The sequence below is a fragment of the Pontiella sulfatireligans genome (assembly GCF_900890705.1).
Taxonomy (GTDB): Bacteria; Verrucomicrobiota; Kiritimatiellia; order Kiritimatiellales; family Pontiellaceae; genus Pontiella; species Pontiella sulfatireligans.
In genome coordinates this window covers 286,630-301,400 of sequence record NZ_CAAHFH010000001.1, presented here as the reverse complement: position 1 = coordinate 301,400, position 14,771 = coordinate 286,630, and the positions used below count along the sequence as shown (strand labels likewise).

The window sequence follows — 14,771 nt, the reverse complement described above, 5'->3', positions numbered from 1 at the left end:
CCGTACGCCTTTTTCCTTGCAGCCCTCCTTCAAGAACCTTTGTGTCGCGACGGCATATTGGCTCTAAATTCGCAGTTGCCCATTTTCGATAGCGACCTGCCCCGGCCCTTCAATGATCCAATCATTCAAAGAAGATTCGTCATCAAACGAGTTGGAATAAATCAGCTTCGGTGTTCCGCCTCTGGAATCCTTCAACTTCAAAATTTCAAACAAGCAATACGAATCATATCGGCTGTCCTTAAGCGCGATGTTGTTCTTCAGAACATGGTCGATGATAATGTCGTAAACCTCCGGCCGATAGGCTGCATACCAGATGTATCCATCGTAGGAGATCGGGGTGCCTTTTTTCGCCGTCCCTTTGCCATTCAGTCTCTCGGCGAATTCGCCCTTCCCCTTATCAAGCACCTCAACCAACGTGTTCGCCATGGCCTGCACGTACCGCTCGCCAAAGTCATACCGGCCACTTTGATAGAACAGCTGAAAGTCCCTCGAATCAAAAGAGCCGTGCGTGAAGTCTTCAGACTGTTCCGGATTCTTCTCCTGGGCTTCATCGCTGTAAGGGTAGCGCACGCATTCCGCCCCATTCACCGCGTGGAAGGTCATGTCCGCTACGAGGAAGTCGATCATTGCCTGATTTACCGCGTCGATTTTCTTAACGCTATCAGAATGAATGCCAAAAATCTCATAGGCTTCGGCCAACGGAATCGCACCCGACATCACCGGGAACACCCGGTTATAGATATACACATTGCCATGCCATTCGCTGCGCTGCATCGTCTCGGGATAGCGGATCAGATTGTCATCGCCGACAAACACCTCGTAGGTATAGTCCAGCGTTTTCTGCGCCTCCGAAGCCAGCTCCAGCGCAATATCGCGATACGTTTTCACTTCATATTTCAAATCCCACACGGAGGGGTTTTCAGTAATCATTCTGACCGGAATCGCAATCATCGGCACACCGGCGAATCCAGATGCCCCCGGCGCCAATCCATGAGAACCATCCTTGTAGACCTCCAGTTCCTTATAGTTCGGCCAGACCGGTTGCAACGCTGCGATCATAACTAATTTGATAGCAGGTGAACCGATCATCAATCTGATCAATATTATCGTTCCGATACGCAACCGTTCGTCTGGCAATTTCAATCGCTCTGTTCAGCAGCGCAATATCTTTATCTTTCCGATACAGCCACTCCAGCATGTAGCTGTTGCTCCGCTTGCGGAAATAATAGTTCATCGAATTGTGCGTCGGCAGCCACGCATTGAGCGCGTACTGCGTCAACCCTTCGACTTCACGCTCGGTCAACGCACCCTTCACGCTCTCCAACACCAAATAGTCAGAGGAGGGATCATCCCAATTGTATTTATCCACCTCCGTCGCCTGAATGTATTCAACATTCCGAATCAACTTCTGGTTCGCCGAACGCGCCAGTACATCGCCACATCCGATCCCGATAAAGGAAAACCCAATAAACAATATTTTCCCAACAAAGATATTCTTCATAGTGACTCCAGAATCTATGACGGGTAGGTAATCCACTCCGGAAATTTACGATCCTTCGCCCAGCCGTCGCCAGCCAGCTCAAGACGCATGCCCAGTTCCTTCTTCAGCATTTCGAGGTCCGCAACTGGAATGGCGGAGGGTTCCTGCTTATTCAGCTGGTAGGGATCCTTCACATTATCGACCACTTCCGCCCGGCCGCCGTTATGAACGCAGTAGGTGTATCGATTCGTGCGCACACCTTTGCGTTTCATGTTCAGATAGAGGGCCGACTTTGGTTTCGGGCAACTTGCATAATCACCGGTTATGATGCCCTGACTGTAGTCTGTACCTTCAACCGTTTCAGGAATTCGATCTTTCATTCCCAGCATTCCCAGAACACTCGGCATGATATCCACCGAGCCCATCAGCAAGTTGTCGGCATGTGGCTTGATCTTTTCCGGATAGCATATAAGGAACGGGACAAGGAAGGATTCATCCTCATAATAATTTTTCCCGGTCACGCCATGACTGCCCATCATTTCGCCGTGGTCGGCGGTGAATACCACGATGGTGTTATCAGCCTCTCCCGTTTTTTCCAATGCCTGGAGAACGCGACCTAGTTGACGGTCGACGCCGGTGACCAGGGAATAATAGACCGCGGTGCATTTCACTGGATCATATAGTTTGTTTTCCGACGCGAGCTGAGGCTTAACGTTTTTCCGATACATCTGCTCATCAAGCGGCATGTCGCGGTAATAGGTGTCGTAGATATCCTTCTCGCAATCGTCCGGAGAAAAGTACGGATTGTGCGGCGGGTTCGGAGACCAGATCAGACTGAACGGCTTGCTCGCATCGCGCTCGCCGTTTTTGTTCTCCAAATAATCAACGATGGCATCCGCCTCAACCTCCGGCGTAAAACGCCCGGGTTTATAGGGCTGCCCATCTTTCTTTCCATTCACCAGCTCAGGGCGGTTTGAATAGCCCAGCGAACTGAAATGATCGTCCTTGAACAGTTGGAACCAATACTTGTTGCTCAACCGACCGCGTCCCGGCGGAATATAGGTGTCGTAGGCATTGGCATATTCTCCGCCGGGCGGCTCCGAGGTGCCGACATAGTTGAACTCCTTGTCAAAGAACGGTTCTGTACGCTGCCAATGGGTCTTGCCCACATAAGCCGTTTCATAACCTGCCGTTGCCAAGACGTCGGTAAAATATTCTACGTTGTACAGCAGCCCCTGCGGACGGCCGGCATGGCAGTTGACGTCTTCAATCCCATTGCGGCTCGGATACATCCCCGACATCAGCATGGCGCGGTGCGGACTGCAGACGGGATGCGTGCTGGTCGCCTGGGTAAAGACCACACTGTTCTCTGCCAGCCGATCAATGTTCGGTGTATGCACCGGATCGGTCTCGGTTCGCAGCAATTTATTAAACTCTGGCTTCTTCCAGAACCCCATGGCATGCATGCGCATCTGATCAGGGAAAACGTATAGCAAGTTAGGCTGTTTTTCCTGAGAAACGGTAGTTGAACAGCCGGCTAGAAATGCACTGCCCACTGTTATGCTTTTGCTGAATGATCGTCTGTTCATGTTATCTCTCCGATTTAACTATATTTTTCTACTGATTCCGGAACGTAGAATACGTTCAACACCTATTTCCAGTCCATAGGTTCATTCAATTCCATCTTAAAGACCGTTGCAATATCATCCATTTCGGAGTCAGGCACCTTTAGCCAAAAATTACGTTTGGCCCAATGAAACGGCGCTTCAACACCGCTTCCCAAAACAGTGATCCGCTTGAAGCCACCCTCGGGACAATAGGTGTGCCCCGCCAGATCCCGGATTTCTATTTCTTTCCCGGCGTCCGGTTTTCCCAACATGAAAAGATAGAGCGTCTTGCCGTCTTTCGATCTCAAAAAACGCCCGTCCTCCGCGGTATATTGGGTTGTAGCCGATTGCCCGCCATGTTTGCCGGCATCCGTCTTGGCATGTCCGAATCCATACACATCGAAGGCACGAGTTCCGTAAACCGCCTCTTCATGTTTTTTCATCCACGTACCGATTTTGTGCAGAATATCGCGCTGATCCTGGTTGATTACCCCGTCGGCTCTTGGCGAAATATTCAGCAACACCACTCCGTTTTTACTCCAGACGTCAATCATGTTTCGAACCACCAGTTCGGCCGGTTTATATTTCTGTCCTTCGATGTAACACCAGGATTTGGTGCTCAGCGTTACATCCGTTAACCAGACGGATTCTGACAGGTCTTTCTTTCCGCCCTGTTCGATATCCAGCACCCCAACGGACGATGGAAGATCAACCTGTTTATATGCAATAACGACGTCCTGGCGTTTCTTTTGGGCTTCATTCAAATAGTAGGCGGCAAACTTTTTCCGGTATTCCTGCGGAATCATTTTCAGCCAGGAATCAAACCAAATAATGTCCGGAGAATACTGATCGATAACCTCTTGCAACTGATCAAACCAATATTGATTAAACGCTGCTTCAGTCATATTGCCGTACAGCTTCGAAATATCGGGATCGGTTGATGACGTGGCAAAGTCCGGATGATAGGCATAGTGGCTGTTATACCCGCCCCACTGCTCCGGCTTGTCGGCATACCGCTGCCCGTTTCGGGCATGATGGAACGTCGTAATAAATTTCATCCCCCTGGCTTTGATGGTTTTTTCCAGCAACCCCGTAATGTCCTGTTTGGGACCTCGATCGGCCGCATTCCAGGGATTCACTTCGCTGTCCCACATGGCGAAACCATCGTGATGCTGCGCGCAGGGGCCGGCAAATTTTGCGCCGGCATCGTCAAACAACTGAGCCCAGTCTTCTGCATTGAATTTCTCCGCCTTAAACATCGGCACAAAATCGTGGTAGTTAAATCTGGAAGGTTCTCCATATGTTTTTACATGATGCTCATGCACATTCCCATCGCGGTACATGTGATAGGGATACCACTCGCCTCCGTATGCGGGTACAGAATAAATGCCCCAGTGAAAATAGATTCCCAACTTGGCATCGGCAAACCATTCAGGAGCCGCATCACGCTGTCCCAGTGATTCCCAAGCTGGTTCATATTTTTTCACCTCTTCAGCCTGCGTGGAACAATTGAACCCAAATAGACTGGCCAAAATATATCCTGCTCGTATGGATGAAACTTTATTCATAATATTCACCTACCCGTTACTGAAAACTCAGTGGTTATCATTTTAGGGAACTGCGCAAAAGACCATTTCCCTAACTCAAAAACTCCACCCTATTTAGAAAGTAAAAGTTCTGCGCTCAAGCCATCGCGACATACCACCTCAACGACGGTTTTCCCATTCTTGGAAGAAATAATCCGTGGTTGGGTTTCCACCGTTTCCATGGGCGTTACGAGCTCATCGATTTTCCATTCGCCATCCAACGTGATCTGCACTTTGGACGGACGGCTGGGCCAGAAGAACCATTCGCGTTCATAGATCGAAAGTTCGCCGCGGGTGCCGTCCGGCAACAGGTCCTCCTGTCCGTCGTAGATGTTCAGGTCGGGATCGGCCACGGAAAGGCGCAGTTTTTTACCTTCCCGTTTTACGATGAAGGTGGATTGCTTGTTCACATTCTTCACAAAGCCCTCGCCAAACGCCGCGCCCTTTTCTGCATAGACAGCATAGGCCGTAGCGTCCTCTTCGCTCAGTTCAACCACATGGGCGGAGCTGTCTTTTTGCAGCACTTTGACGGTCGGCTTCCGGCTAAACTTTTTCATCTGGTCCGCATCCGCATCGGCCACGAGCACATATTCATATTCGGCATCCTTCGGCGTTTTTCCATGGTCGAACCAGGCTGTTGCAAAATTGCCGGACACTTCTCCCTCATCATGAGGGTCCGGATTGGTCTGAACGGAACGAGAAAGGTGAAGCTTTCCTTGGGGCACATAATATCCAGTGCCGCGGTTGTCAATCAGCCACCGCGGCTGCTTGGTTTTCAACTGCCGCATAACGGGAAACTTATCGACCGCCCGCCCTCCCAGCAGCACCGGTTCATTTGTTGCGGACAGCGGAACCTGGAAGAGCGTCGTTTCGACAGGATAGCCGGGGATGTCGCTCTGGATATCTGAACCGAGACAAACGACTTTGTTACCGACAAAGAACCACGATTTTTTGCCGGTGAAAGACTCGAGACCGTATTTGTCGTGCCCCTTGAACTGGAAGGCCTGAACGCCACATCCATAGGACGTTTCCACGCCGCCGGAAAACGCCTGGTCGCTGAAGAGATATTCGCCGCCTTCATCCCGCACCACGCCGACACGCGTGGCGATATCTTCAAACGGCAGCCGGACAGACGTCGTTCCCGGATAACGCAGCCAATCAATCCCCTCATGCCAGGTTTCTTCCGACGGGGTCAGGCTGTCGAGCGAATCCGGATAAGCAACGTCGAGATAGCCGTTGGCAATGAACAGTGCGAAGGCAAAGTAATCCCGCCCCCAGCTTTCGTATGGATAGACATATTTGCTGTGCGTCCGGGCCGTGATCATCCAGTCGTCACTCTGCCGCTTCAGACCGACACAGGTATACGGCAACGACCGGAAACCGTCGAGCGGCTCATACGTTTCGCCCATGAGATCCAGCATATCGGCAAATTGTTCCGCGCTTTTATAGTTGCTAAAGCGGATGGATGCGAAAGCCTTAGGGGTCATCTTTTCTTTTGTGAAAAGACCGTCGAAATAAGTCCGTGCACACTTCTTGATTCGCTGGGCGGCTGCCGCAGAAGCCTGGAACGAGGTGCCTTTCAGGATATCGAACGTGCGAACCGATCCGTAGATGGCGCGACCGCCGTAGCCGTAGGCGTGGCCGGCGTGGTGAAAGATAGTGCCGTCCGGCTTGAAGGTTTCGTCGAGGGCATTGGCGTAGGCCGTACTGACATTGGAGAAGAAGGAGGAGAAGTGCTTCAGATCGCGCGCTTTTTCCGGCGAATCCTTCATCAGCAAGGGCGTGACCAGCCGAAGCGTCTGCAGGCCCTGCATGTCGTCGGCATCGTTGGCTTTGCGGCCTTCGTAGCCATAAACCAGGTCTTCGCGATACACCTGGTTGAAGCCGCTGAACCATTTGCAGGCCTTGATCGCTTCGTCCAGCCGTCCGTGGCGTTCGAGCGGTTCGCGCATAACGAACAGTGCGGGAATGTATTCGCGAATAATGTAGGCATAGTGGTGAATCCACCCCAACCCGGCGCCGGCGGCCATACCCTGATCAATCCCGTAGTCGAAGACGTCCATAAACATCGTTTCGAGCTTTGCTTTATTATCCGCCGACTGCGTAAATTCCCAGGCGCGGGCGATCTGAAACAGCGTACCGCAGTAGTCGTAGCGCCAGCTCATGATGCCATCATACAGCTCGTCTTTGGGAATGCCTGTTTCGGAAAAATATTCCTTCATGATGTTGCCGAAGACCAGAGGACGACCGTAGATGTTGTCGCCGTCGCGAACGATTTCCAGCTTGGCGAATTTCTTTTCAATGCCCTTGATCTTGGAATCATTCCAAGTCGCACGGTCGCTCTCGGGGAACCAGTACGGCATGGCCTGTTTTTCCAGGGTTCGGAAATCGGCCACGATTTCATCGGTCAGCGGTTCCAGATTGAAGGTCGGAGTCAGCTTGCTGAATTTATATTGGCAGTGCTCGTACTGGCTGACGAGACGGGCGTGAGGATCGATGTCGGGTAGCTGCGGGTTGGGGTTAACGGTGCGCGGGTTCATGGGAACCGAAAGCCCGATGGTATCGATAAAGAAAGTGCCGGAGCCGGTGTTGGGTGTATTGATGGTCAGGCGGGTCATGTCTTCGCGCGGCAGGCCTTTCATGTCGCCGCGGTCATAATTCAGCGCAACCGTGCGCCATCCTTTAAAGTTCAGGTTGTAATCAAACCAGCAGTCGACCTCATCCCCGCGACCGAACTCAAAACGGATGCGCTGCGGGCGCGGCTCATCGTTATGGATCCACATGAAGAAACCGTGAGGCGGTTCGAGAATGTCCACTGCCGTCGGATCAACGTGCTGCAACGCAGCACTGTCTTCGGTGAGCTTGCGCTGCTTGCGGTAGCCGATGGGCGTATCAAAAATGATTTGATCGTTCCCCTTCCATTCCCACTTAACCGACTGCTCGCCATGTTTCATTCGTCTTGTATCAAGAGTCAAATTTCCTGTGGCTGAAAACCCTGCGGGCATCCCTTCCTCAAAACTCTCAATACTTTTAACGGGCGTATTGTAGGCACTTCCAATCATTGGAATGAACAACGCCACAGCCGCACCTAGCAGGACGGGATTTAAAATGATTTTAGCAGTACGTTTCATATCGTTACTCTCAGTTTAGATTTCCGGTTTATATTTTGACCATTTTCCTCAACCCTCACAAACGAACCAGATCTGTTTTGCGCAAAATAGATGACGTAAAAGCGCAGTCAAAAAATATTAATAAACAGTGGCCGCTTGAGTAAACAGGAGGATTTCACAATAGGACCTCCCTTTTCACAATTCACGGAGTTGATTAAACTCAGTAATGGCGGAGGCATACGCTTCAATATTGTCCCAGGGAACCTCGGGCTCAAGCATATGCGTCGGGCAGCACAGAAGGCCGCCTTTATCTCCGGCGGTTTCCAGATTACGGAATACTTCATTTCGAATGTCTTCAGGGCTTCCGTGGGGAAACAGTGTTTGTGTTCCGAGCGTTCCGTTAAATGAAATGCGCCCGCCGAACTCCTCAAAGATTTCCTTAAAGTCCATGCACTCGGGCTGAATCGGATTAAGAATATCAACGCCGATTTCGATCAGATCACCAATGAAGGGTTTGCAGAATCCGCAGGAGTGATAACTAACCAGAATATCCGGCTTCACCTCTTTCGCAGCAGCAATGACTTTTACCAATCGGGGCTTCAACCATTCCTGATACATTTCAGGCGACATCATCGGCGAATCCTGCATACCGATGTCATCGCCCAGCCCGAGGATATCCGCTCCGGCTTCAGCAAATTTACGAGCACGGAAGCAGGCTAGGTCGGTTATCTTATCAAATAGCCATTCCGCTTTTTCATCTTCCATAGCCATATCGACAAACAACTCATCCATACTGCGCAGGTACCACGACGTTTCCCAGATCGTACATTCAGCCCAGACAAAAACAGCCAGCCCTTGATCATGAATCGCCTTCACTTTTTCAGGCAGATAGGAAAAGTCCATCCCTTCAAAATCGGGCCAGGGATAAGCCTCTAAGTCCTCTACGGTTTTAATGTTTTTAAGCGGATGATGCATGCGCGTCATATGTTCGGAATTAGGATTATCCTCATGCGCCACCCCCCACCCATCGAACTTTTTATCGTAGCTGAATCCGTCTGGATAATAGGTATGCCAGTCCACATTACGTTCCGGAATTCGCCAGACTTCTTCAAAATTCCAGGCAAATCCAGGATCATAAACAATGCGGTACGGTGCACCGAAATGTTCCAGATAATCGGTCTTCCCCGGGTAACGGTTTTTAAATTCCTCTTCGAGCGATGGACAAAAGTGCATCCCCAATAGAGCCTGTTCCATGCCTTCACGACGATATAGTTTTAAAAGCTGTTCTTTTTTAGTCATTTGAGTCCTTTTCGCTAGTCTGCTTCTTTCGATATTTGGTGGCGCTCATTTCCAGCAACTTGCTGAAGCCGCTCTCTTTCGCAACACGCGACATCAATATTTCAGCAAGAAACAAGATCAGATAATGCGACGCCCATCGACATGGCCGTGGTCGATCAAATAGTTGTGGCCATCCTTAAGCGCAAGTTTTACCCCGCATGCTACACCAGACGAGGTCCACGGGATGATTTCCAATGACTTAACCGGATTCAGCTCTTCCTCCGTCCACTCCCCTCCGTCGAGGCGGTGCAACAAAACCATCACTAAGACATCCATGCCCGAATAGTCTTTTTCGCGGATACGCTCTGCATAGAGCACGGTGCTCTCATCCGCCTCGGGATTGAGATTCCTGTGCGTTGCTGATTTGACGGTATCCCATCCAAGCACAGGCACCAGCGCCAGCGTGCGGCCATCTTCAATAGTGGCAACCAGCCCGTTGCCCACCTTCTTCACGTCGGCCGCCTTTCCATCCAAATGAGGCAGTGCAAAATGACCCAACTGCAGCTCATTACGATAAGGCACTCGAATCCGGTCGACCCGGATAACCCCGCCGGGAATAATGATGTCAGCTAAATCAATGCGTTCCGACCCAAGATTGATTCCCCCCTTGTTGGGGTCTCCCAATCCGAGCGGCTGCGTATTCATCTGCCGATACAACACACCGTCTTCCAGCTTGTTGAATGCAACATTCAACGGAATTCGAAAGTCCTCCCCGGATTCAAAGTGGCGAACCGAATAGTTTGCGGGATTGGCCCCTTCAGGCCCTTCTGTTTCGAGCGGAAAATGCGGATTGAACTGCAATTGGTTATAATATGGATCGTGAAGATATGATCTACCTGTGCGCAGTTCTGTGGTGCCCGTGCTTCCATGGTTTGTAATTTGCAGTCCCGGGCAAGGCAACTCAACCGACTCCGACCGATCACCCAGCTCCGGCCAGAAGCCCTCATTTTCCTGCGCCGTCCAGAACGGGGAATCCTTAGGCAGCGACAGCGCCACGAAAATCTTGGCCATCCAGAACGGGCTGGCGGCACAGCTGTAGAACTGAACCAGTGGCTCGAACGGACCATAGTAACCCAGACAAGGCAGACCGTTTACATACAGCTCTTCCCGAGTAAGGAACTGCAGCATGTTGCCCGATGCAATCTTTCGAGCAAAACCAGGATCCAACACCGGATCTTTCATCAGGAAATGAGCGCCGAATGCCGTCGAGGCAGCAAAGCGATAGATTAAACTGCGGCCCCACATGAGCTGCTTGCCATCGCGCGCAAAAAAGCGCGGCCAATTTTCAATGAAGTCCCGGTTGCGTTGCTCAAAAATAGCCGCCAGTTCCGGCTCGTGTTCATACCCATACCACTTGCACCAAATAGGAATATAGAAGTGGAACCCCCATGGGTTGTAGAAGTCAAAATTGGTATCGTCGATGTACCACCCATCTCCGGCATAGCTGCTTGCAATATTTTGAAGATGATCCTCCAGCGCACGCTCGTCGATTGGGAAGCCATTGATTTTGAGAAACGTCAACATGAGTATATTGAATAGCCGCCAGTTGGCCGCGATGGTCAGGTTATGGGCATAATCTGAGATAAGGTCTGCCACCCTCTGTTTTTCGTCAGGCGTATAGCGGTCCCATATCTGCTCGCGGGTATGCATCAGGCTAATGACAAGGGCGCCGCCTTCAACCGTGTGCTGATAGTTCTGGCGGCCATGTTCCTTCGTGAAATCGGTGATACGCCCCCAGTAGCGCGGCGAACTGGGATCCGATGCCTTCAGAATCATGGAATGGTAGTAATCCCTAAGATTAATCCCGTTGCATTCAAGCGAAGGATCCTCATTGATCAACGGGGCGGCAGCCATGAAGCTTCTGGCTAATCCCTCAAATTCGGCCGCTTGATATCTCCATTGAGGATCATCGGCCTGGGGATAGGTAATCTCGGATTGTTTGGGCAGCACAATCGGTTCATCCATGCCGCCCACATGCTGAAAAACACCTTCCGTTAGATTTTGTGCAGCATCCAACCAGTGCTGGCGAGTCATCCCGGTAAACGGACTTTGCTCCAAATCCGGATTCTCGACGCCGAATGCGTGTGGTGCGTTTTCCCCCCTCGCCGCTTCGCTCTTAACAACGCTTTCCCCTCTCTTCAAACCAGATGACATACCATACTCCTTTATCTAAACCATTTTCCTTAACCCTCTCAAACGAACCAGATCTATTTCCCGCAAAACACACGGCATAAAAGCGCAGACCAACACCGTACTAAACGGTGGTCTCTTAATTTTGATAACTCTCATTCTACGGTTCCTGATTATTTTTGAATCAGATTCCCATACCAATCCCGCAGCTGAACGGTTGAGGGTCTGTCATCAAGGAACATGGCCGTGGCATGAGCACCTAAACCGGAGCTGGCAAAAGTGACATCAGCCCCCACTTCTGAAAGCATGGTCTTTAGCGCTTCATGGCGTTCATTGTCTGTATGAAAAACCGGGCTTTTTCCAATTCGCTTGGCCCGCTCCTTGGCTCCGTTCATATCGGCACCATTCCAGCCATCGCCATCGTAATGCTGGCAGGGGTGGAAACCTTTCCACAGGGAGGCAATAACATCATTCCTTCTGCCGATATAACCACATGCGAGTGCACCTCGGGAGAAGCCGGTAATGACAACGTTGTCTTTATCGCCACCAAAGCTATCGACAAGTTCATTTACCAGTTTTACGGTATAATCTGCGGTGTCGTCCGCGTTACCAAAACCACTTTCTACGTTCTCGTTGAGATCATAATCAACAAACGGAACCGAGACCCAGATCACCTCTTCATGCTTACTCATCCCATACCCGATCGCGCATTGCTCGGGTCGACCGCTGGAATAGACGCTTCCGGTGTAATAGATGTTTCCGGGAAATTCTACAATGACGGGATATTTCCCATGCCGCGTCCATGTCTTCGGCAAATACAAAACACTGTAAATATCTGTATTCCGATGTTCGAGTAACTGATAACGCACTCGTTTCCCTGCGGCATATTTCCTCGTTTCCATATTCGGTACTGTCATGCGCCCTTCCGGCATCACCCATTCCGGTACTGTTCCGGAGGATGACAATCCTTTAACCTGAATGGAAGCACCGACAGGAGCTTTTGAGAACATGACCTCCACCTTATTAATTCGGTGCGGATTAAGCTTGGGCGTGCCGTCCTTGAATGACGCTCTGAGGTTGCATTTGAAGAGCAAACTTTTTCCGGCCTCTATCGTTGCCCTTTTCCCAATGGCGTCCCACCCCCTGTCCGGCACTACCCACAGGATTACTTCAACAGCACGAGTGCCGCTGTTATTAATTTCTGCCTCGATAAAGTTGGCATGATCAAGCCCCCAACCTTCGACAGGAGCAGGAATGAAAACCCAAGCATACCGGCCTTCTTCAGCCTGGGTTAGGTTTAATACCCGCTCCCCACCCTTTTGAATAAACTCAGTTTCTACGCCGTGATGATTAAGGGCATCGGCATGATCTAAGTGTGACCATAATGCATTCGTGACGGCCAATGATGGCGTCATATAGACCATCGTTAAGAAGGCGATGTTTAAGCACAAATTTTTCATTATCTCTCGCGGTTGGAATATTCAAAAAACTTCACAAACAGAGTTTCCCACGCCAGCGGTTCCTCTTTCTGATGCGGGTTATCCCAAAATAATTTATTCAAATTCGGTTGAAACAAGGTCAGGAAATAGGTGTCCGTCGCCAACGTCTTATTCCTACCTCTCCCACTGCCGTTGAGGCGGTACGCCATAAAATCATCGGCATCGCGGGGCGCGTTGACCAACAGCGTGTTTGCGAGTTTCCTCAGCACATCTTCCGGCACATGAACCCGAGGTGAAACGTGGAAAATATACAGTTGCGATGCATCACATCCCAAGTGCCCTAAGTCCTCTGACGGGAAACCTTCAAAAAACTCCGGCATATAGTTCCAGACCGCCGGATCTTTTTCAAAAATAGTTTGAGAAGGATAACTATAGGGATAGTCGAACAACTCCAACCCATCCTTTTCATAGTAATCCATGGATTTCAGCCAACGGTCGATGCTGATCTGCGCAATACGGTCATACGTTCCCACCTTATCCGATTCTATATCCAGAATCTCCATGGCCGGGCACAGCGCAAGAAATGCAATCGGAACGTGCCAGTAGCGGTTAAACGGGACATACCCTCCTTCATCCAAGGTGCGGACGCCGGGAAGGTTGCGGCGAAACTGATAAACAAACTCCAGTGTTTCCGGCTCGATATACCGGGGAATGATACAGGTCTCGACCGTGAAGATGGCTTCATTCACATAGAGTTTTGCCTTATCAAGATAGGTCTGTTCAGAACCATCAACCTTCGTATTCCAAACCTCCGGTGTCTCTGCGATGGCTCTTGCGGCCACAGCCAGATAATGTACTCCGGCCGCATCTTCACCGACGTCGCCGTAATAATATTTTTCTCCGTCCTGGACCTGCCATCCAGAAAAATGAGGCCAGGACGGTAGAACCTCGCCCGTCCACTTCCCATCTTTTCGACCGGTCAGACATTTATGGCTGCCGATAACTTCATTGCGATCATTTCGGCTGTCTAATGCCATTTCGGCGATGTCCATCAAATGGTTCAGGATTCGGACATCCCCTGAAGCATCATATACCCGGTAGACCCGATATAGATTCCGATGCCCACTCAGCATGCGATTGGCATGATTACTCCACTGCCCGGGTTCATTTAATGCCCACTCAACCAGCTTCTCTGCTTCCTTTTTTGTCAGCGGCCCTTCCGGGTTTTCAAGGAGAGGTTTGGTTTTGTTGGATGCAGCTGGCGGCAACCTTGATTTAATGGTCAACTCAGCGATCGATGCAGCCGGCCGCTCATCCGGACTCAGGTCGCCGTATCGGAAGTCAGAAAAAGAAACGTGTTTCAACACTTCCCGGTAACCGATATTAAAGGAAAGACCAAATCGAGCTTCTTCCGGCATATTCTCGAGCTCAGTTTGTCCGCCCATGGACAGCCCCTCATCCGACACATACCAGTAGAGGGTATTTTTATCTTTTCCCGCTCCACGGGAAATGGTCAGGGTAATGTCCCCATCATTGATCAGCTCTCTATTCAGATCATACTGCTTCCCTTTTAGTCCGAGATAGAGTCCTTCGCTAGGTTGCGTAATCGTAAATGAAACCCCATCTACAACGATGCCGCATTTCGTGTATTTCCAGGCCTTCTCTGGATAATGCAGGCTCACTGATGCCGCCTGCCCCGGCTTCAGTCGTTCTTCTTTCCGGTAAAGGTTTCCCGCCCGTTTCGTAGATTTATCGTTGGTCCAGAATTTTTCAACCGCTTCCGGTGATGGATACCACCTGCTTCCCTTGATCCGCCAATTGTTGTTCGGAAGGTTGAATGTATTACTCTTCAGGTCGGTAACATATGCGTTTTTCGAATCTTCTGAAAACTGATCGATAACCGGCAAACTAATACCGGCTCGGCAGGTCAGGCTGCCCAGCATTAGAGCAATCATTACCCCTGTTTTTGTTCTTATGTGCATACCATTCAACTCCTATATCGGCAGATTGCGCGTCGTGCTGAATACTCTATAACTTATAATCGAAGCTGTAGTCCCAGCCCCCGACAGGACGGCACACAC

The 14,771-nt window shown here is 50.5% G+C and carries 9 protein-coding genes; all 9 read right to left on the bottom strand.

Annotation, left to right across the window (positions count from 1 at the left end; translation table 11 throughout):
• Positions 1-63 precede the first annotated feature (63 nt).
• Positions 64-1,059 (bottom strand): hypothetical protein, encoded by a 996-nt coding sequence (locus SCARR_RS01120; RefSeq protein WP_136059696.1) that lies wholly within the window; start codon positions 1,057-1,059, stop codon positions 64-66.
• Complete coding sequence (locus tag SCARR_RS01115) at positions 1,022-1,501, bottom strand: hypothetical protein (RefSeq protein ID WP_136059695.1); 480 nt, start codon at positions 1,499-1,501, stop codon at positions 1,022-1,024. The genes SCARR_RS01120 and SCARR_RS01115 overlap by 38 nt, the downstream gene beginning before the upstream one ends.
• Positions 1,502-1,515: 14 nt before the next feature.
• A complete protein-coding gene (locus SCARR_RS01110; protein WP_136059694.1) occupies positions 1,516-3,069 on the bottom strand; it encodes a sulfatase family protein in 1,554 nt (517 codons plus the stop codon).
• A 62-nt stretch (positions 3,070-3,131) separates the two neighbouring features.
• Positions 3,132-4,655, bottom strand: a complete 1,524-nt coding sequence (locus SCARR_RS01105; RefSeq protein WP_136059693.1) for an alpha-L-fucosidase — start codon at positions 4,653-4,655, stop codon at positions 3,132-3,134.
• An 89-nt stretch (positions 4,656-4,744) separates the two neighbouring features.
• Positions 4,745-7,804, bottom strand: coding sequence for a chondroitinase family polysaccharide lyase (locus SCARR_RS01100; RefSeq protein WP_136059692.1), 3,060 nt, complete (start codon positions 7,802-7,804; stop codon positions 4,745-4,747).
• 174 nt (positions 7,805-7,978) lie between these two features.
• A complete protein-coding gene (locus tag SCARR_RS01095; RefSeq protein WP_136059691.1) occupies positions 7,979-9,082 on the bottom strand; it encodes a uroporphyrinogen decarboxylase family protein in 1,104 nt (367 codons plus the stop codon).
• 117 nt (positions 9,083-9,199) lie between these two features.
• Positions 9,200-11,275: a DUF2264 domain-containing protein gene (locus SCARR_RS01090; protein WP_136059690.1), complete on the bottom strand. Its 2,076-nt coding sequence runs from the start codon at positions 11,273-11,275 to the stop codon at positions 9,200-9,202.
• A gap of 149 nt (positions 11,276-11,424) precedes the next feature.
• The gene (locus SCARR_RS01085) at positions 11,425-12,711 is read right to left on the bottom strand and encodes a hypothetical protein (protein ID WP_136059689.1); all 1,287 of its coding nucleotides are present in this window, start codon (positions 12,709-12,711) and stop codon (positions 11,425-11,427) included.
• Positions 12,711-14,672, bottom strand: a complete 1,962-nt coding sequence (locus SCARR_RS01080; RefSeq protein ID WP_136059688.1) for a hypothetical protein — start codon at positions 14,670-14,672, stop codon at positions 12,711-12,713. Before SCARR_RS01080 ends, SCARR_RS01085 begins: the two co-directional genes overlap by 1 nt.
• Positions 14,673-14,771 lie beyond the last annotated feature (99 nt).